Origin of the sequence: Prochlorococcus marinus XMU1402 (assembly GCF_017696205.1) — a bacterium.
GTDB lineage: Bacteria > Cyanobacteriota > Cyanobacteriia > PCC-6307 > Cyanobiaceae > Prochlorococcus_A > Prochlorococcus_A marinus_AC.
Window position 1 is genome coordinate 946,423 of record NZ_JAAORD010000001.1, and the last position, 16,269, is coordinate 962,691.

The window sequence follows — 16,269 nt, forward strand, 5'->3', positions numbered from 1 at the left end:
ATCTAAACCATTAATTATATTTGGTTTTATAATCTCATTAACTTCCATCTTTCTACTTCTATACACCATTAATAATAAATTTGGATGATTTATGAGTAATTAGAACTATTACTAGTTAACAAATATGTTCTATTATTAACTTAAATTAACTAACTATATGGCATTTAACGAAGGAGGAATGGCCTCAGGCCTTCTTATTATTGCAATATCAATTGTTTTTGCAGCCGGTTTTGGATTTTTAGTATTGCACTTTGTACCAGGGACGCCTTTTTAAACGGAACGAATTTAATCAAAAATCTTGATTATCTTAAACATTAACAGTTTCTAAATCCTGCATTTGATTATCATCAGTACTAGATTTCTTTTTTAGCCTGTAGGCATAAACTAAAGATCCTAAAGCTAAGGTACTAGAGGCTAAAATTCCAGATATCAATATCAAAGCAAAAAGACCACCTATCAATCCTCCTTTTAATCTAAGCAAATTTGATTTAATTAAAAGAATTAATAAAAAAACAATAGTTGCTTTTAAAGAAGAGATTTTCAAAAAAGTAAATGGATAAAAAGGATTCAACAACATTTCTTAAAAAAAAGATAAGTAGTTATGATTCTAAAAATAAATTAAAAAAAATGCATAAAAAAAGACCCAAATGAGTCTTTTTTAAATGTATATTAAATTTGTTTATTTATGCATCAGGGTCAAAATTCTTTAGGTTTGGACCCGCAACAAGACCAACTAGACCAAAAAGGACTAAAGAACCAATTCCAAAGCCTGCTGCCCAAGGATTGAAACCACCTAAAGCAAAAGAAGCTAATAAATTCATGATTTAAAACATAATATCTCCGAGTAAGCATACAGATTTTTATGAAAAATATACCTATATTGAGACATTTCTTTGTAATTATGTGAATCTTTAAGCTAAATTCCTCTATTAGCAATCCACAAAAATTTTATTTTATATTTTATTATCAAGGAATAACCCTTTTGGTAGCATACTTTAAGACGATTAACACTGTATTTTTATCTAATGACTTCCAACTATACCTTTATTTATGATGGAAAATGTCCCTTCTGCAATCATTTTGCTGAACTCCTAGAAATCAAAAGCAAGATAACTAATATTAAAATTCTTGATGGTCGTAAGAATTTAACTCTCATTGAATCCCTATTAGAGAAAGGTTATGACCTAGATAATGGAGCTATTCTATTGAAAGATGAAGATATCTTTCATGGAGCGGAAGCAATTAATACTATTTGCAAACAGATAAGTAACCCCTCAAGCAGTTTACTTTTATTACTTTCTAGAGTATTTAAATCTAATAAACGAACAAAAATGATATTCCCTTTTTTAATCAGAGCTAGAAGATTAGCATTGATATCAAAAGGGATATCAACATCTTTAGTTTAAAAATAAAAAATTTCTAAATAATTAATAACATATTTATAAGCTTCTGTATCAATCAATGATAAATGATTATATCTTAGCTAGAAATAGATAGTAATTCTAAATATTAATGATAGAAAACTTCAATCCCTTTATTTCATTGGGTGGTGACAACCAAAAAGTTAATCATATGGCAGAAGCAGCACTTGAAATGAATTTAACTTGCAATGATTTAAAGAAGGATTTAAATTTAACTGATGGAGATGTAGTGGATATGTTACAACTAGTCATGGATAGGTTTAAAAATAGTAATTAAATTTATATCGTTATCAATTAATCATTATATATCAAACATTTTTTTAATGAAAACAGTACAAATTGAGTTTTCGAAATATCAACCAGTTAACTTTTTATGGCCTGAATTAATAGAAGATTACGGATTTGATAAAGCCAGAAAAATAGTTTCTCAAGCTATTGACTTACAAAAAATGAATGGAACGAAAAATAACACCATGCCAATTATATTTTCAGGAACAGGAGGAATAGCATTAATACCAGTACAACTGGTAGAAAAAGAAGACTTTAAAATTAGCTATAAAGATAACCAAGTTTTAATATTTAATCTAAAAAGAAAGTCATTTCAAATTTTAAATGAAGCAAACTAATAAACTAAATCAGTAACTTCTCGATAAAGCCAAAATTACTTTATTATCAAATAAAACAATTAAGTGATAATGGCCTTTGAAGCGACCTACCTTGGATCAAATGGTTGGATTATAAAATTTCAAAAAACCAATTTAATAATTGATCCTTGGCTCATAGGAGATTTAATATTTCCACCCGGCGAGTGGTTTTTTAAAGGATCATTAGAAAAAGAAATATTAATAGATAAAGAAATAGATATTATTTTGTTAACCCAAGGATTACCTGATCACTGTCATATTCCAACATTAGAAATGTTCAAAAAGGATATTCCTATCATCTGTCCTAAAAGTGCTATTGAAACATTAGAAAAAATTGGTTTTAGTTCAATTAAAATGCTTAAACCAAATGAAAAGACTAATGAATTTAATTTAAGTTTTGAAGCCACTGCTGGAGCACCAGTCCCACAAATAGAGAACGGATATATTGTCAAAGACGATCAAGATAATGGGTTTTATATAGAACCCCATGGATATCTTGATGAAAATTTAAATGAACAAAATCTTGATGCAGTCATTACTCCTACAAAAAATTTAGAATTACCACTATTAGGTTCTTTTGTGAAAGGCGCTGATGTAATTCCTAAATTGATTAGCAAATTCAATCCTAAATTTATACTTTCTAGTACCGTGGGGGGAGATGCAAAATATTCAGGTTTTTTAAATAATTTTATTTCAGTACAGGAATATAAAGAGGAATTAAATTGTAATCTTGTAGATCTTAAGAGCATGCAATCTATTATGATTTAGAATTGATCTATAAAGATCTTTTTTAGTCATTTATCCTGAATGTAAATTTATTATAAAAGGAGTACAAAAAATTCATTCATTTTTTATCACCTCGATACTTTTATTAGCTTTAAATAGTAGCTATGTATGTGAAAATTCAAAGCTTTATCTTGTGATTAGAAATAATATTAATGGCGACTTTTCCAAAGTAGAAAAGATATCTGAGTTAAAGCCAGGAGCATTTATAAACATTAATTGGAATAAAAAAAAGCTTATGCTTCCATACTCTCTAAGAAAAGACTATATTTCTTTTACAGATAGAAAATGGGACTGGAGGTACCAATTTAATAAGGACGGATCGCCTGATATTAATAATCCTTCTTTATACGAACTACTTCCTTCTGGAGAAGTTAAAACACATTTTTGTAAATCAGAAGATAAAAGTTCTAACTTATAATTTCTAAAGAAATGTTCTAGTTTATTTAACTCCTGAAATTATTTATAAAGATGAAAAAACAAACAAGCCAAAAGACTATTTCAAGATATGTGAAACTTGAAGATTACAAAGTTTTTGATTATGAAATTCCAGAAATCTTTTTGGACTTCGTAATTAAGAAAAATGCTGTAAATGTTACGACCAAACTAAAATTGGTAAAAAAAAATAAAAATACCAGAAATCTAATTCTTGATGGTACGGATATATTAATAAAAAAAATATTTATAGATGACTCACTACTGGAAAACGAATACTACAAACAGCAAAAAAATAACTTAAAAATTGAAAATATAAACAAAGATATTTTTTTATTAAAAATAGAAGGAATAATTAAACCGAAGGAAAATACATCCCTTTTAGGAATGTATGAGAGCAATGGAATTATAACTACGCAATGTGAGGCAGAGGGATTTAGAAGAATAAGTTTTCACTCTGATAGGCCTGATATTCTAAGCAAATACATCGTGAGAATTGAGGCAGACAAGGATGATTACCCTGTCTTACTTTCAAATGGTAACGTCGTAAAAGAAAATAATCTTGCAAATAATCGACATGAAATAATTTGGGAAGACCCATATCCGAAACCCTCATATCTATTTGCATTGGTAGCAGGGAAACTTAATTGTGTAAAAGACAATTTCATAACAAAATCGAATAAAAAAGTAAAAATAAATATTTATGTTGAGTATGGCGATGAAAAATATGTGCAACATGCAATAAGTTCCTTACAGAAATCTATGAAGTGGGATGAGGATAAATATAACCTTGAATACGATTTGTCATTGTTCAATATTGTTGCAGTCAGGCACTTTAATATGGGAGCAATGGAAAATAAAAGTCTCAATATTTTCAACTCAAAACTAATACTCGCTAATTCTGAAACAACAACTGATGAAGAATTAGAAAGAATAGAGGGTGTAATCGCCCATGAATACTTCCATAATTGGACGGGGAATAGAGTGACTTGTAGGGATTGGTTTCAACTATCTCTAAAAGAGGGTTTAACAGTATTCAGAGATCAACAATTCACTGCAGACGTTCATAATTGTGAAATTAAGAGACTTGATGATGCGAAATTTCTTAGAAGAAATCAATTTAGAGAGGATTCTGGCCCAACATCACATCCTGTAATGCCAGAGAGATACCAAGAAATAGACAATTTCTATACGACCACGATTTACGAGAAAGGAGCAGAAATAATTAGAATGCTTAATAAGCTTGTAAAAGATGAAAATTTCTATAGAGGATTTAGTAATTACATCTCTACATATGATGGAAAGGCAGCAACAATAGACCAATTTGTCGATAAAATTTTAGAGCACAATAAGGAAATCGATCCTGAAAAGTTTAAAATCTGGTACAAGCAAAATGGGACCCCAAAAATTAAATTCAAGAGAATTTGGGATCAAAAAGGCGAAAAACTTACAATTGAAGCCTCACAAAGTAATCCAATAAATAAGAACCCATATAATGATTTACCTCTAATAATTCCTATAAATCTGGCTATATTTTGCGGTGAAAATAAAACGATAGAAAAAACAGTTGTTTTAAAAACAAAAAAACAAGAATTTATTTTTAGGAATGTAAGATCTCACATTCAAATTCCTTTAGTAACTTATTTTCGAGAATTCTCTTCACCTGTTGAGTGGGAATCAGACACTACCTTGGATGAACAATTTTTAATCTTAAAATATGAAAAAGATTTTTTTACACTATCTAATACTGTAAAAGTATTTTATAAAAAAATTATTTTATGCAGATTAGATGGAAAACCAGATCATAAAATTGAAAATAAATTAATAAGCACCTTAATATCATTAATAAAAAATAAAGATATTAATTTATCCCTTTTATCAGAATTATTAAATATTCCGACATTTGCTGAAATTGAATCGGAGATAGAAAATATAGACCCTTTAAAGATATATAAAACTATTGACGAATTAAATCATCTATTCGGTACTAAATTAAAAGAAGAATTACATTTTAAGCTCCAAGAAATAGAAACAAATCTAGATAAAGTTTGGCCAGAAGGTAAAAATGAAAGAAAACTAATCGAAACTATTTGGAAACTACTCTTAAGCAGTGATGATAAGGAAATTAAAGGCAAAATAATTAATTATGTCGATAGTAATTCGATGACGCTAGCAAAAGCTGCAATGAATTCATTCAGTAGAATTAATTGTTATGAAAGAAAAATTATTTCAAATATATTCTTCAATAAATGGAAAAATAATAGTGTCGTTTTGGATAGTTGGTTCTCATTTAATGCATCTATAGAAATTGATGAAAAAACAAGCAGCATTGAAAAATTATTTGAAAATAAGTTTTTTGATGCAAAATCACCAAACACTTTAAGAGCTATATTAAATACATTCGTAACAAAAAATAGTACTTTTCATGCAATTAATGGTTCTGGTTATAAATATATCGCAAAAAAGATAATTGAATTTGATAAATTAAATCCAATAGTAATTTCCCGTTTTGTAAAAGTATTTAGTAGATATAATTATTATTCAGAACCTTACAAAAGTAATATGATAGAAACAATAAAACAGATTAAAAAAAACAAACTATCAAAAAATACTAAAGAAGTTTTAGATGCAATAATAGAGTGATTTTTTGATAATATTTAACTAGATTTAATAATAACGATTGTAAATATTAATAATAAAATAAATAAAGTATAATTATTAATAAAAATATAATTAAATACATTTTTATTATTATCTTTATTCCACTTTTTATTTACGTATTCCTTAGTTATAAATTTATTAGGTCTACCACAATATAAACATGTTGGGGAAGTTTTTAAAATTAAATTTTTACATTGGGGGCACTTTTTTTTTTCCATAATTTAATCTTACTGAATAAAATTGAAATCAGAAACAATAAATAAAATAAGTAATTTAAATTTTATTTATTATATTTTGATTAATTAAGTATCATTGCAATAAAAAAATTGATTCTAACTATTTAAAAAAATTCAATATAATAAAAAATTATTATTTGGTTTGAAATGTTTGCTATTGCACTTGGATTGTCCCCTGTCGAAAAAATCACTGTTGCGATATCTGCTTCAATTTTTATAATTGCCTTTACATGGGTCTCGATTAAGGGAGATTTAAGAAAACTTGCTAATGAACTAATTGAAGATAATGAAAATAATCAGGATAATTAAAAAAATCTTTTAAACTACTTTGCATGCAAGCTAGGGTAATCAATAATATGCCTAATTTCTTTTAGGGAAGAGCCATAGATTTTTTCACCATTTAAGTGAACCCCAATCCATTTTTCTTTTTGATTAAAAAAATTATTTTTAGTATTATCCCTTTCGAGATAATTTTTATTATCCCAATTTAAAGTTATATCCCAACCTTTATAATTTTCTATCATTGAGAAAGAGAGAACATACTCAAATAATACTCAGAGAAACACTTAACAAAAACAAAGGAAATAAGTATTTTTTTCGTTATTTTTATTTAATATTTATGTAGTAGTGACTTTTATTTTAAGAGCAGCTTCATCTGCATTTTTTCTAGCCAAATCAATGTCAGAATTTGATGAGAGAACAACACCCATTCTTCTGCCTTTTCTGGAAACTGGTTTGCCAAATATGAGCACTTTGGTCTTTTCAAATTCTAATGCTTCATTAAGACCCTCATAAATAGGATTTAGATACTCTTGGTTAGAGAGTATAACTCTTGTTGCAGAGGGCTCTATTAGATCTATACGCGGTATTGGTAAATTCAAAAAAGCCCTTAAATGTAATTCAAATTCATTAATATTTTGACTAACTAATGTAACAATACCAGTGTCGTGTGGTCTTGGAGATAATTCTGAAAATATAACCTCACTTCCTTTTACAAAAAATTCTACTCCGTATAATCCAGCTCCATTAAGGTTATTTAATATTCTACTTGTCATTTTCTTAGCTTCAATAATTAAGAACTCCTTGATCTCTAAAGGTTGCCAACTACATTGATAGTCTCCATTAGATTGAAGATGTCCAATTGGTAAACAAAAAATATTTTCACCATTTTCTTTTCTTACAGTTAGAAGAGTAAACTCAAAATCAAAATTAATAAATTCTTCAATAATTACACCTTTAACCTTTCCTCTTGAATTTGCTTGTGCCTGTTTCCAAGCATTTTGTAAATCATTTTTTGTTTCAACCAAACTCTGCCCTTTTCCTGAAGAGCTCATTAAAGGCTTTAGTAAAAGTGGGAATCCAATTTCATCTGCTTTTTTTTCTAAATCATCAAATTCAAAAATATAATCAAACTTTGCAGTTTTAATATTTAAATCTTTAGAAGCTAAGTCTCTAATTTTATCTCTGTTCATTGTAATTTCTACAGTTCTGGAATTGGGAACAATATTGAATCCTTCATCCTCGAGTTCTTTTAGGGCTTCAATTGAAAGTGCCTCTATTTCTGGGACAACATAGTCAGGCTTAAATTCTTTTATAACATTTTTTAAAATATTTTTATCTCCCATATCAATTACTCTTGAATAATCAGCAACTTGCATTGCAGGAGCTTTTTCATATCGATCAATTGCAATTACTTCTAATCCTAATCTTTTGGATTCTATTACTAATTCTTTTCCAAGCTCGCCACTACCAAGTAATAAAATTCTCTTTTTAGAAAAAATTGATTCTTTCATATATATAAAACTTATTCCTCATCAGTAGAAGGTTGTGAAGATGTATCTTCTGTAATTTTTTTATCTTTAGAAAAACTAAATAAAAAATTTCTAACATACCAATTTTGACTTCGCATGCTATTAGTTATTGATCTTGAAATTGCTCCTAAAAAAAAGATTCCAATCATTGCCCAAATAATTCTTTCTAAGGCAATTGCAGGTAAAAAACCTTGACCGGAATTAATAATTTCAGTAAGTGGGTCTAAAGGGTCCAAATTTAAACTTATAATAATATTAATTATAAATGGTTAAATAGAAGAAAAATTAAAACTTATGAAAGAAATAACCAAAACCACCATATAAATTAAACACAATAAAGTCTATACAATGCTATCTTCAAAGGGTGATTTTTTTTAGACATGCAAGTTGACGTACAAAATACTACTGTTCTTTCCGCAGAAGGATCATCCATAAAACTAGGTGAATATTCAGGGGAAGTAATTTTAATTGTTAATGTGGCTAGTTATTGCGGAAATACTGCTCAGTATGAGGATCTTCAAAAGCTACATGATTTATATTCAAGCAAAGGCCTAAGAATACTTGCATTCCCTTGTAATGATTTTGGGAAACAAGAACCTGACACTCTTTCAGAAATAAAAGATTTTTGCACAACAAAATTTGGAATTAAGTTTGAAATATATGAAAAAGTTCATGCCAAAGGCAACACCACAGAACCATATACAACCCTTAACAAAGTTGAACCGGGAGGAGATGTTGAATGGAATTTCGAGAAGTTTCTGATAGGAAAAGATAGTAAGGTAATTGCAAGATTCAAGCCAAGTGTTAAACCATTTGACGAAAACTTAATAGCAGCTATAGAAGTAGCTTTAGATTCATAAAAACCTCTTTATAATTCAAATTAAAATATTAAAAATAAAGACTTTTTATATTTAATTAAAAATAAGCAAATTATTTTTAAATTTTTTTTTAGGATTCAAATTTTTCTATTATTCTTTACATTTATTTTAAATCTTATTTATTATCAGAATCAACTTCTACGTCTATTATTTCATCTTTAACAGTTCTTTTTTTAGGTTTAATTGATTTCACCTCTGGCTCAACTGCTTCTTCTTTAATTTCACTTTCTTCTGGTTCCTCTGATTTTACTTCTGACTCTATTATTTCTTCTTTAACTTCACTTTCTTCTGGTTCCTCTGATTTTACTTCTGACTCTATTATTTCTTCTTTAACATCACTTTCTTCTGGTTCCTCTGATTTTACTTCTGACTCTATTATTTCTTCTTTAACTTCACTTTCTTCTGGTTCCTCTGATTTCACTTCTGAATCTACTGTTTCTTCTTTAACATCACTTTCTTCTGGCTTCTCTGATTTTACTTCTGAATCTACTGTTTCTTCTTTAACTTCACTTTCTTCTGGTTTCTCTGGTTTTACTTTTGTATTTACTGAGCTTTGATTTTTATCTTTACTTAAGAGGAACTTTAATAGTTTTTTGAATAATAAGAAACCTTTTTCAACTCTTTTTGGACCTAAAATAGAAAGCAAAATTACTAATATTATGAATATTTCAGGTGAATTTAAACCTAATAGTTTCATAAAATTTCATATTCTATTTATATTTTAGTACATGCTAAAAATTTAATCTAATTATTCTCAAAAGTTGGTAAATAGAGTTCCCTATTTGATGCAATTAAACCTTCTTCTTTAAAAAAAATCTCTAGGTCTTTTAGATCATTTATATCTACAAATTCACCACAATTATCTAATATATTATTATGGGTGAAATTCCATAAATCAGCCAAATATTCGTCATCATCAGGAAATGCTACAAATTTCAAATATGTATTATTCAATGCATACTCACTAGCAAAATCAGAATCTAAACCTTCCCTCTTTGCATCACAAAAAACTTTAGCAAATCTTTTGCCTACAGAAGTTTGAGCACTTGATAAATCTAAATTACCTTGCATAGCATTTACATTTATTGGTGCAATAAAAAAAATTATTGGCAGAAAAATAGATACTAATATAAACAAGAAAAATTTCCTTTAAAAATTTCAACTCAACATAAACTAGCAAAAAAAGTAATCAATTAGGCATATTTAAGTAAAAGCACTTCTTATAAATTAAGAAATAAATAGAAAACATAAAATCAGCTCCATATCTGAATTTATAATAAAAAAAGATTAAATAAATTTAAAACTATATGTCTTCAAATATAAGGCTAAAAGGAAGGGGAGTTAACAGGATAATTGCTAGTAAAGTAATGCTATCTCCATTAGCAGGAGTTACAGATAACATTTTTAGAAGACTTGTACGTAAATGGGCTCCAAACTCTTTACTTTTTACAGAAATGATAAATGCAACAAGTCTTAAAAAAGGATATGGCACACAAAAAATCAATCAAATAGATTTAGAAGAAGGTCCAATTGGAGTACAAATATTTGATAATAGGCCATATGCTGTTTCTGAAGCTGCAAAACAAGCTGAGGACTCTGGAGCTTTCTTAATTGATATAAATATGGGATGTCCAGTAAAAAAAATTGCAAAGAAAGGTGGTGGCAGTGCCTTAATTAAAGACCGAAAACTTGCTATAGAATTAGTAAAAAATGTTGTAAAAGCTGTTAGGGTTCCAGTAACAGTAAAAACTCGACTCGGATGGGATAGTAAAGAAGAAAATATAGAGGATTTCTTATTTAAATTACAAGATGCGGGAGCAACGATGATCACACTTCATGGAAGAACTAGAAAACAAGGTTTTTCAGGCAAGTCAGATTGGGAAATGATCGGGAGACTTAAAAAGTTGTTGGAAATTCCAGTAATTGCTAATGGAGATATCAAAAATCCAGATGACGCTCTTAATTGTTTAAAAAAAACAAATGCTGATGGTGTAATGATTGGACGAGGCATTTTAGGATCCCCATGGAAAATAGGAGAAATAGATTATGCCCTTAGAAAAAATAAAAATTTTAAAGAACCAAACACAGAAGAAAAACTATATTTAATTATTGAGCATCTTGATGAATTAATAAAAGAAAAAGGAGATCACGGATTGCTAATTGCAAGGAAACATATCTCATGGACATGCAAAGACTTTAAAGGAGCATCAAATTTGAGAAATAACTTGGTTAGAGCTGTTGACAAAAATGAAGTTAAAAATTTAATAATTAAAATGATTAAAACTTTGAATAATGAAAAAAATAGATTAGCTTAAAACAAATTTATTTTTTAAATGAAAATTATTAGTAAAGAAACAAGTAAAAGAGTTTGTGATCACATGAACAATGATCATATAGATTCAGTGCACAAATATCTTATTCATTATGGGAATATATCAAGGTTTGAGAATGCTTATATGGAAGAAATTAATAATAGTTATATAAAAATCAATTACGATGGCCAATCAGCAATTATCAATTTTAAAAATGAAATATCTGAAGAAGAAATTCATTCAACTTTAGTATCAATGATTAAAGACATTAAAAAATAAAATAATTTATAAAAAAATTCTAATTTTTATTTTCATAGTAATCAGTTATCTTTTTACATTCTTCAAATGAAAGCATGCTTAATCTAGATGTGGCTTTTATTTTTAGAATTGCACAAACAGCTAATAAGTCCGAGCTATCAACATAAAGTGCTTCAGAAAGTTCTAGGACCCTAAGACCTTTCATTAGTTTTAAAAAAATCTTTTTCTAAATTATCAAGAACCTTGAAATCAATGGGCAGCATTTTTCCCTAAACCTGCTACGAATGGAAAAGTTTGTTCATCTCCAAAAATATCTTCTGCTGAAGAATTAGAAATATTATTTTTTTTAGTATCAGGCTTAATTTCTTTAATTTCATTAGAAATATTATCTTTAATGTTATTTTCAATTTCTTTTGCTAATAAATTATTCGTATTAGAAAATATTGAAAAAACTAATACACATAAAAACAAAATAATTCTTTTCATAAAAAAAAATTTATCTAATACTATTGTCATATGCCAATAAGGTTATTTAGAAAAACTAGATAACTTTAAAACAAATCTAAATAAATCAAAATAAAGAAATTATTCATCTTCCCAACTTATTTCTATTTTTAAATCTAATTAAAAAATAAAGACCTAGTAATAAAAGAATTGCCAAGGAGTACTGATTAAGAAAAACATAAACTACATAGACGAGAAATGGGAATAAACAAGCCCTCTTGAAATTTAATTTTTGTTTCTTTGACATATTTTTCCAATTTAAATATTCTTCCCACTGAAAAATCTTCTTCATTTTTCTACTTCTATTTTTACGATTAAACATAAATTTATAAATATAGTTTTGCTGGATCTTATATTAATAAAATATTAATCTACAATATCAAAATAAGTTTTTTTTCATTGAATAAAAATATTTTTAAATAAAAGATGAACTCAAAACCAGTTTGGAAAATAGAAAAAATTGTTTTACCTCAACATGCAGATCATGCAGGCGTAATGTGGCACGGTAATTATTTTAATTGGCTTGAAGAAAGCCGAATAAAAGCATTTTCAGAAGTAGGTATAAGTTATTTCGAACTAACTAAAAATGGCTTAGATTTACCTTTAATCAATACTTCAATAAAATATAAATCTCCTTTATTCCTTGGTGAAAAAATAATAATCGAGAGCAAATTTAACATTGATAAAAGTCCTAGGATTAATGTAATTTCAAAATTTCTTGACAAGAAAAATCAAATCTTAACGATTGGTGAAGTCAATTTAGTCTTAATAAATAAACTGAATTTTTCTATAATAAGAAAAAGGCCAGATTTCCTATCGGAAGCCTTTAGTAAGTTAAACGGTTGAAATTATTATCCGCCAATTGAATGATTTATTAAATTATTAATTATGAATATATTTCAAGTTATTGATTCTTATCAATATGAAATGGAATCAAGATATCAAGAAAAATCAATGCTTACAAATCTTTTTACAGATCATAAATTTATAGGGTGGTTAGGGTTGTTCATAGTATTTTTCTCTATCTTTGCAATTTTTGTTTTTCAATTTCTTGAGTGGGAAAGTAATGACAATAATAAAAGTTAAGAAGATTTAATGCTTATAATTCAACTGAATGACTTAAAAAATGGCTATCTACTTAAAAATAACTAACCCTACAGAGGTTGTAAAAAAAAAGACCTCAAAATGGCTTTCAGATATTACACCTGAAAGAATTGATAGAAAGTTGGTCGAGGATGAAGTAATAAAAGGCATTATCGAGCAATTAACATTAGAAGGCATAAAAGGAGAAATATCAGCAATTAATGGTTTTGAAGTAAATGAATCTTCAGTAATAACAAAAAATAATTTTGTTATTAGAAAAACAAAAACTTTTTAGATCGAAAATAAAAATCAATAATGAAAATTTTTATTTTTATTTTTTTTATCATTCTTTTAATTTTTATAATTGCAAGGGATTATCAAATTAAAAAGAAAAAGTTTAAATTAAATAATGCCTTAAATTCCAATTTCTTTATTCAAACAATTAATAATTTAATAGAAGAAAACAAATACAATTTGTTAGAGGAGAGGATCAGATTAAGGGAAATAGATGCCTACGGTAACGAGGATTATAAAAAATGGATTGGAAATCCGCCCCTTGATGAAAAAGCTATTGAGAAAAATATATTAAATGGTTCTAAGCGATTTAAAGAGGGTATACCATACTTCTGGGAAAAAATAATTTTAAAAAAATTTGGCAGTTTGGAATTATTTTTCGAAAAGTGGAGATCATATTGTAATGAAAATCCTACTATTGATGATGAGATAATTGGATCTATTAGAAAGCTCGAGATTGAAGATTGGTTTGTATTTATAGCAAGTCAAATAGAGAAATCATGCTTAAACCTAATAGAAAAAAACTACTCAAGTAAAAACAAGGAAAACTACAAAAAAGGTATTAGATTTGAAAATCATTGTATGGAAATTCTCAAACAAAATGGCTGGGAAGTAAAAGAAACCCCTAATACAGGAGATCAAGGGGTTGACTTAATTGCTTCAATAAATGATTTGAGAATATGTATTCAATGCAAAGATCATGAAAAAGCTATTGGAAATAAAGCAGTTCAGGAAATTTCAGCTGGTAAATTATTTTGGAAAGGTACACATGCAATAATAGTCTCAAAATCAGGCTTTACAAAGTCTGCTCATCAATTAGCAAAATCAAATAAAGTGGAACTAATCAATGAATATCAATTAAAAGATATAGAAAAGTTTATTGTTTAAATAGTTTATATCAATTGTGTTAAGCCCTCTTTGTAAAGTAAAAGTGTTGTAAAAATTCCTGAGGCCCACATTAAACCTCTAGCTGTTGGGATATTAAATACATATGCACCAATATATAAAAAACGAAAAATAGGGTGAATCAATGCTGCGATTATTGCAATATTAGAGTCAGTTAAAGTAATCAAACAAAGAAGACATGCTGGTGCATGCAGGGAAATACTTTCCCAACAATTTTGATGACACCAAACTGCCCTTTTCCCAAATGAAGGTAATTCATCGAATAAAGCCCTTGGAGCAGACATATTTTCAACAGAATAACCTGCTTTAACTCTCCCTATAGTTAATGGAATAATTGATAATAAAACAACTCCAACTGATAGACAAAGGCTCCAGGCAAAAGCTACTTGCATATGATTTAAATAATATTATTAGCTTAATAATTGAAGCTCATATTCGTGATAAATGAAAAATCATTACCATAGATAAAACGTTGCAAAAAATGCTGTAATTTATATAAAAAAATCATTTATGGATATTTCAAAGATAGTTTTAATTTTTGGCATAAGTTTACTAATATATTTTGCTTTTCTGTTCTTAGGATTTTTTCTTAAGAATAAAAATCTAAAGGCACAGAATCTAAAAAAAGAAGAATAGATTATTAACGCCAGGGAAATTTACTATTTTCTCAATATTTTTATATCTTTTTGGATATATTTCGTGGAAATAAAATTTGATCCAAATAATAATAAGGGATATTTGAAATTAAATAAGGCAGTTGCTGGTATATGAAAAAATTTTATAAATTTCTTAAAAGTTTTCTATTTATATCACTTTGGCTTATTTTATCTTCATTTTTAACCAAATATTGGAATACCTTACATTGGGAATATATTTACTTAAATTTTAGAATTATATTTGATAAAGAATTTTGGTTTGTTGTAGAAAAAATTCTTTTAGGATTTGATATTGGTTATTGGCTAGAAGAAGCTCTAAACTTCTTAAGTTATGAAATACCAAAAGAATCATTTAAATATTTACCAATTTATTTCGTATTAAAATCTATTTGGATAAAGAATTAATTTATATTTTTAATAGATTTTAATAAATTCCTTAAAATTCTTGAACAAAGTAGGTGAATTTATTTTTCTTAAAACAAATAAAGTGCCTTTATCACCCCTGCAGATTCTAAGCTTATTACTTAAATAAGTTATCTCTAACCACCCTAATTGTTCGTTATTTATTTCTTTCATAGCCTTTATATTTTTTCTTCCAAATTTAGGACCTATAACACCAGCATGTGTAAATTTGACCCCAATTTTTTTTTCATTTATGTAATTAAGTCTTATTAAAATACCTGTACCGATAATTGATTTTATTCCTCTAGGTTTAAGTAAATTAAGACCATTTAAATTAAAGGGATCAAGAATTTGAAGGTTATCTATAAAAGGTGAATATTTTAAAAAAGGACTATTAGAACTACTCCACCTAAGCTCCCAAACACCTTTTAAATCATTTCTGTCTTCGCTAAAGGAAAAATTATGATCAACTTCAAGTTGTTCGGCAATAGTCTTTATACTTTCTGAATTCGGAGATTTAAGAAGTAAATTTAATAAATCATCTTCGGATTCCATTTAATAACCGCTGAGTATATAGCTAAGGATAAATACTTACCCTCATGTGCTATATTCTACCCAGAATATCTTGATTTGATGACAAAGAGCTATTGGCTAAAGAAAATTTCAATTCCAAATGCTGATTTATTTCTGGAATATATTAGGACAGTATTGCCTTGGATTAAATCTGTGGGAGGAGTAATAGTGAAAAGAGATTTAATACAAGAATCAACCTCAAATGAATGGGATGGAGGGCAACTTGGATTAGTAATAGAATTCGAATCAAAATTTGCTGCTAAAAAAGCATTTTATTCTGAAGTATTTCAAAAATATCTGCAGTCCAGAGATTTAATGGAACTAGTTACTATAAGTACTCTTTAAAAAATCAACCAATAACGATCTCACACAAACAACTTATAAGTATTTATTACTATTAAATTATTTATGT

26 protein-coding genes and 2 pseudogenes are annotated in these 16,269 nt (G+C 27.4%); 17 read left to right on the plus strand and 11 right to left on the minus strand.

The window, feature by feature from the left end; all coding sequences use genetic code 11:
- Window positions 1-307: 307 nt before the first annotated feature.
- Both HA141_RS05415 and HA141_RS05420 read right to left on the minus strand, forming a co-directional pair.
- Window positions 308-577, minus strand: a complete 270-nt coding sequence (locus HA141_RS05415; protein WP_209117642.1) for a hypothetical protein — start codon at window positions 575-577, stop codon at window positions 308-310.
- A gap of 106 nt (window positions 578-683) precedes the next feature.
- Window positions 684-821, minus strand: a complete 138-nt coding sequence (locus tag HA141_RS05420; protein WP_002806597.1) for a hypothetical protein — start codon at window positions 819-821, stop codon at window positions 684-686.
- A gap of 204 nt (window positions 822-1,025) precedes the next feature.
- On the opposite strand from HA141_RS05420, the gene HA141_RS05425 reads away from it, so the two are divergent.
- The 8 genes and pseudogenes from HA141_RS05425 (at window position 1,026) to HA141_RS05455 (ending at window position 6,489) form a co-directional block, all read left to right on the plus strand.
- Window positions 1,026-1,406, plus strand: coding sequence for a DCC1-like thiol-disulfide oxidoreductase family protein (locus tag HA141_RS05425; protein ID WP_209117644.1), 381 nt, complete (start codon window positions 1,026-1,028; stop codon window positions 1,404-1,406).
- 106 nt (window positions 1,407-1,512) lie between these two features.
- Window positions 1,513-1,698 carry a hypothetical protein gene (locus HA141_RS05430; protein WP_011818521.1) on the plus strand — a complete coding sequence of 62 codons (186 nt, stop codon included), beginning with the start codon at window positions 1,513-1,515 and terminating at the stop codon, window positions 1,696-1,698.
- A 46-nt stretch (window positions 1,699-1,744) separates the two neighbouring features.
- Window positions 1,745-2,047 carry a hypothetical protein gene (locus tag HA141_RS05435; RefSeq protein WP_209117646.1) on the plus strand — a complete coding sequence of 101 codons (303 nt, stop codon included), beginning with the start codon at window positions 1,745-1,747 and terminating at the stop codon, window positions 2,045-2,047.
- 69 nt (window positions 2,048-2,116) lie between these two features.
- Window positions 2,117-2,692: pseudogene (locus HA141_RS05440) on the plus strand (MBL fold metallo-hydrolase); the annotation flags it as partial.
- A 38-nt stretch (window positions 2,693-2,730) separates the two neighbouring features.
- Window positions 2,731-2,751 (plus strand): annotated as a pseudogene (locus HA141_RS09780) (hypothetical protein).
- A 233-nt stretch (window positions 2,752-2,984) separates the two neighbouring features.
- Window positions 2,985-3,269, plus strand: coding sequence for a hypothetical protein (locus HA141_RS05445; RefSeq protein ID WP_209117650.1), 285 nt, complete (start codon window positions 2,985-2,987; stop codon window positions 3,267-3,269).
- Window positions 3,270-3,319: 50 nt separating this feature from the next.
- Window positions 3,320-5,926, plus strand: a complete 2,607-nt coding sequence (gene pepN, locus HA141_RS05450) for an aminopeptidase N (RefSeq protein WP_209117652.1) — start codon at window positions 3,320-3,322, stop codon at window positions 5,924-5,926.
- 401 nt (window positions 5,927-6,327) lie between these two features.
- Window positions 6,328-6,489 carry a photosystem II reaction centre N prot gene (locus HA141_RS05455; RefSeq protein WP_209117654.1) on the plus strand — a complete coding sequence of 54 codons (162 nt, stop codon included), beginning with the start codon at window positions 6,328-6,330 and terminating at the stop codon, window positions 6,487-6,489.
- Between the two features lie 14 nt (window positions 6,490-6,503).
- Here the strand turns inward: HA141_RS05455 and HA141_RS05460 are convergent, their stop codons facing one another.
- From HA141_RS05460 to HA141_RS05470, 3 genes are all read right to left on the minus strand, one after another.
- Complete coding sequence (locus HA141_RS05460) at window positions 6,504-6,704, minus strand: hypothetical protein (RefSeq protein ID WP_209117656.1); 201 nt, start codon at window positions 6,702-6,704, stop codon at window positions 6,504-6,506.
- Window positions 6,705-6,797: 93 nt separating this feature from the next.
- Window positions 6,798-7,973 carry a formate-dependent phosphoribosylglycinamide formyltransferase gene (gene purT / locus HA141_RS05465; protein ID WP_209117658.1) on the minus strand — a complete coding sequence of 392 codons (1,176 nt, stop codon included), beginning with the start codon at window positions 7,971-7,973 and terminating at the stop codon, window positions 6,798-6,800.
- An 11-nt stretch (window positions 7,974-7,984) separates the two neighbouring features.
- Complete coding sequence (locus tag HA141_RS05470; RefSeq protein WP_209117660.1) at window positions 7,985-8,227, minus strand: lectin subunit alpha; 243 nt, start codon at window positions 8,225-8,227, stop codon at window positions 7,985-7,987.
- 144 nt (window positions 8,228-8,371) lie between these two features.
- Here HA141_RS05470 and HA141_RS05475 point away from each other — a divergent pair, with 144 nt between their 5' ends.
- Entirely contained in the window at window positions 8,372-8,851 is a 480-nt protein-coding gene (locus tag HA141_RS05475) for a glutathione peroxidase (RefSeq protein WP_209117662.1), read from the plus strand.
- Between the two features lie 133 nt (window positions 8,852-8,984).
- Here the strand turns inward: HA141_RS05475 and HA141_RS05480 are convergent, their stop codons facing one another.
- Together HA141_RS05480 and HA141_RS05485 are read right to left on the minus strand one after the other, a co-directional pair.
- Window positions 8,985-9,566, minus strand: coding sequence for a cell surface protein (locus tag HA141_RS05480; protein ID WP_209117664.1), 582 nt, complete (start codon window positions 9,564-9,566; stop codon window positions 8,985-8,987).
- Between the two features lie 47 nt (window positions 9,567-9,613).
- Window positions 9,614-10,006 (minus strand): hypothetical protein, encoded by a 393-nt coding sequence (locus tag HA141_RS05485; protein WP_209117666.1) that lies wholly within the window; start codon window positions 10,004-10,006, stop codon window positions 9,614-9,616.
- 170 nt (window positions 10,007-10,176) lie between these two features.
- On the opposite strand from HA141_RS05485, the gene dusB reads away from it, so the two are divergent.
- Window positions 10,177-11,184, plus strand: a complete 1,008-nt coding sequence (dusB, locus tag HA141_RS05490; RefSeq protein ID WP_209117668.1) for a tRNA dihydrouridine synthase DusB — start codon at window positions 10,177-10,179, stop codon at window positions 11,182-11,184.
- Between the two features lie 18 nt (window positions 11,185-11,202).
- On the plus strand, window positions 11,203-11,460 hold the full coding sequence (locus HA141_RS05495; protein WP_209117670.1) for a DUF2470 domain-containing protein: 258 nt from the start codon (window positions 11,203-11,205) through the stop codon (window positions 11,458-11,460).
- Window positions 11,461-11,479: 19 nt separating this feature from the next.
- On the opposite strand, the gene HA141_RS05500 is transcribed toward HA141_RS05495, so the two are convergent.
- Window positions 11,480-11,644, minus strand: a complete 165-nt coding sequence (locus HA141_RS05500; RefSeq protein WP_209117672.1) for a hypothetical protein — start codon at window positions 11,642-11,644, stop codon at window positions 11,480-11,482.
- A 44-nt stretch (window positions 11,645-11,688) separates the two neighbouring features.
- Window positions 11,689-11,925: a hypothetical protein gene (locus tag HA141_RS05505; RefSeq protein WP_209117674.1), complete on the minus strand. Its 237-nt coding sequence runs from the start codon at window positions 11,923-11,925 to the stop codon at window positions 11,689-11,691.
- Between the two features lie 444 nt (window positions 11,926-12,369).
- Between HA141_RS05505 and HA141_RS05510 the strand changes: the two genes are divergently transcribed.
- From HA141_RS05510 to HA141_RS05525, 4 genes are read left to right on the plus strand one after another with little or no spacing between them, the layout of a single operon-like run.
- Window positions 12,370-12,789 (plus strand): acyl-CoA thioesterase, encoded by a 420-nt coding sequence (locus tag HA141_RS05510; RefSeq protein ID WP_209117676.1) that lies wholly within the window; start codon window positions 12,370-12,372, stop codon window positions 12,787-12,789.
- 42 nt (window positions 12,790-12,831) lie between these two features.
- Entirely contained in the window at window positions 12,832-13,029 is a 198-nt protein-coding gene (locus tag HA141_RS05515) for a hypothetical protein (RefSeq protein WP_209043122.1), read from the plus strand.
- 40 nt (window positions 13,030-13,069) lie between these two features.
- The gene (locus HA141_RS05520) at window positions 13,070-13,321 is read left to right on the plus strand and encodes a hypothetical protein (protein WP_025891746.1); all 252 of its coding nucleotides are present in this window, start codon (window positions 13,070-13,072) and stop codon (window positions 13,319-13,321) included.
- Window positions 13,322-13,341: 20 nt separating this feature from the next.
- Window positions 13,342-14,208 (plus strand): restriction endonuclease, encoded by an 867-nt coding sequence (locus tag HA141_RS05525; RefSeq protein WP_209117678.1) that lies wholly within the window; start codon window positions 13,342-13,344, stop codon window positions 14,206-14,208.
- Window positions 14,209-14,213: 5 nt separating this feature from the next.
- On the opposite strand, the gene HA141_RS05530 is transcribed toward HA141_RS05525, so the two are convergent.
- Window positions 14,214-14,618: an MAPEG family protein gene (locus HA141_RS05530; RefSeq protein ID WP_209117682.1), complete on the minus strand. Its 405-nt coding sequence runs from the start codon at window positions 14,616-14,618 to the stop codon at window positions 14,214-14,216.
- A 375-nt stretch (window positions 14,619-14,993) separates the two neighbouring features.
- On the opposite strand from HA141_RS05530, the gene HA141_RS05535 reads away from it, so the two are divergent.
- Window positions 14,994-15,287: a virion host shutoff protein gene (locus tag HA141_RS05535; RefSeq protein WP_209117684.1), complete on the plus strand. Its 294-nt coding sequence runs from the start codon at window positions 14,994-14,996 to the stop codon at window positions 15,285-15,287.
- Window positions 15,288-15,296: 9 nt separating this feature from the next.
- Here HA141_RS05535 and HA141_RS05540 read toward each other — a convergent pair whose 3' ends face one another.
- Complete coding sequence (locus tag HA141_RS05540) at window positions 15,297-15,839, minus strand: PAP/fibrillin family protein (RefSeq protein ID WP_209117686.1); 543 nt, start codon at window positions 15,837-15,839, stop codon at window positions 15,297-15,299.
- Window positions 15,840-15,917: 78 nt separating this feature from the next.
- Between HA141_RS05540 and HA141_RS05545 the strand changes: the two genes are divergently transcribed.
- A complete protein-coding gene (locus tag HA141_RS05545; RefSeq protein WP_011376579.1) occupies window positions 15,918-16,202 on the plus strand; it encodes a DUF1330 domain-containing protein in 285 nt (94 codons plus the stop codon).
- Window positions 16,203-16,269: the final 67 nt, after the last annotated feature.

Bases quoted from the DNA above. Each gene is read 5' to 3' on its own strand.
- HA141_RS05535 (WP_209117684.1), top strand. From the start codon at position 14,994: ATGAAAAAATTTTATAAATTTCTTAAAAGTTTTCTATTTATATCACTT.
- HA141_RS05525 (WP_209117678.1), top strand. From the start codon at position 13,342: ATGAAAATTTTTATTTTTATTTTTTTTATCATTCTTTTAATTTTTATA.
- HA141_RS05510 (WP_209117676.1), top strand. From the start codon at position 12,370: ATGAACTCAAAACCAGTTTGGAAAATAGAAAAAATTGTTTTACCTCAA.
- HA141_RS05500 (WP_209117672.1), bottom strand. From the start codon at position 11,644: ATGAAAGGTCTTAGGGTCCTAGAACTTTCTGAAGCACTTTATGTTGAT.
- HA141_RS05520 (WP_025891746.1), top strand. From the start codon at position 13,070: ATGGCTATCTACTTAAAAATAACTAACCCTACAGAGGTTGTAAAAAAA.
- HA141_RS05505 (WP_209117674.1), bottom strand. From the start codon at position 11,925: ATGAAAAGAATTATTTTGTTTTTATGTGTATTAGTTTTTTCAATATTT.
- HA141_RS05420 (WP_002806597.1), bottom strand. From the start codon at position 821: ATGAATTTATTAGCTTCTTTTGCTTTAGGTGGTTTCAATCCTTGGGCA.
- pepN (WP_209117652.1), top strand. From the start codon at position 3,320: ATGAAAAAACAAACAAGCCAAAAGACTATTTCAAGATATGTGAAACTT.
- HA141_RS05480 (WP_209117664.1), bottom strand. From the start codon at position 9,566: ATGAAACTATTAGGTTTAAATTCACCTGAAATATTCATAATATTAGTA.
- HA141_RS05545 (WP_011376579.1), top strand. From the start codon at position 15,918: ATGACAAAGAGCTATTGGCTAAAGAAAATTTCAATTCCAAATGCTGAT.
- purT (WP_209117658.1), bottom strand. From the start codon at position 7,973: ATGAAAGAATCAATTTTTTCTAAAAAGAGAATTTTATTACTTGGTAGT.
- HA141_RS05430 (WP_011818521.1), top strand. From the start codon at position 1,513: ATGATAGAAAACTTCAATCCCTTTATTTCATTGGGTGGTGACAACCAA.
- HA141_RS05495 (WP_209117670.1), top strand. From the start codon at position 11,203: ATGAAAATTATTAGTAAAGAAACAAGTAAAAGAGTTTGTGATCACATG.
- HA141_RS05435 (WP_209117646.1), top strand. From the start codon at position 1,745: ATGAAAACAGTACAAATTGAGTTTTCGAAATATCAACCAGTTAACTTT.
- HA141_RS05455 (WP_209117654.1), top strand. From the start codon at position 6,328: ATGTTTGCTATTGCACTTGGATTGTCCCCTGTCGAAAAAATCACTGTT.
- HA141_RS05425 (WP_209117644.1), top strand. From the start codon at position 1,026: ATGACTTCCAACTATACCTTTATTTATGATGGAAAATGTCCCTTCTGC.
- HA141_RS05475 (WP_209117662.1), top strand. From the start codon at position 8,372: ATGCAAGTTGACGTACAAAATACTACTGTTCTTTCCGCAGAAGGATCA.
- dusB (WP_209117668.1), top strand. From the start codon at position 10,177: ATGTCTTCAAATATAAGGCTAAAAGGAAGGGGAGTTAACAGGATAATT.
- HA141_RS05515 (WP_209043122.1), top strand. From the start codon at position 12,832: ATGAATATATTTCAAGTTATTGATTCTTATCAATATGAAATGGAATCA.
- HA141_RS05415 (WP_209117642.1), bottom strand. From the start codon at position 577: ATGTTGTTGAATCCTTTTTATCCATTTACTTTTTTGAAAATCTCTTCT.
- HA141_RS05530 (WP_209117682.1), bottom strand. From the start codon at position 14,618: ATGCAAGTAGCTTTTGCCTGGAGCCTTTGTCTATCAGTTGGAGTTGTT.
- HA141_RS05460 (WP_209117656.1), bottom strand. From the start codon at position 6,704: ATGATAGAAAATTATAAAGGTTGGGATATAACTTTAAATTGGGATAAT.
- HA141_RS05540 (WP_209117686.1), bottom strand. From the start codon at position 15,839: ATGGAATCCGAAGATGATTTATTAAATTTACTTCTTAAATCTCCGAAT.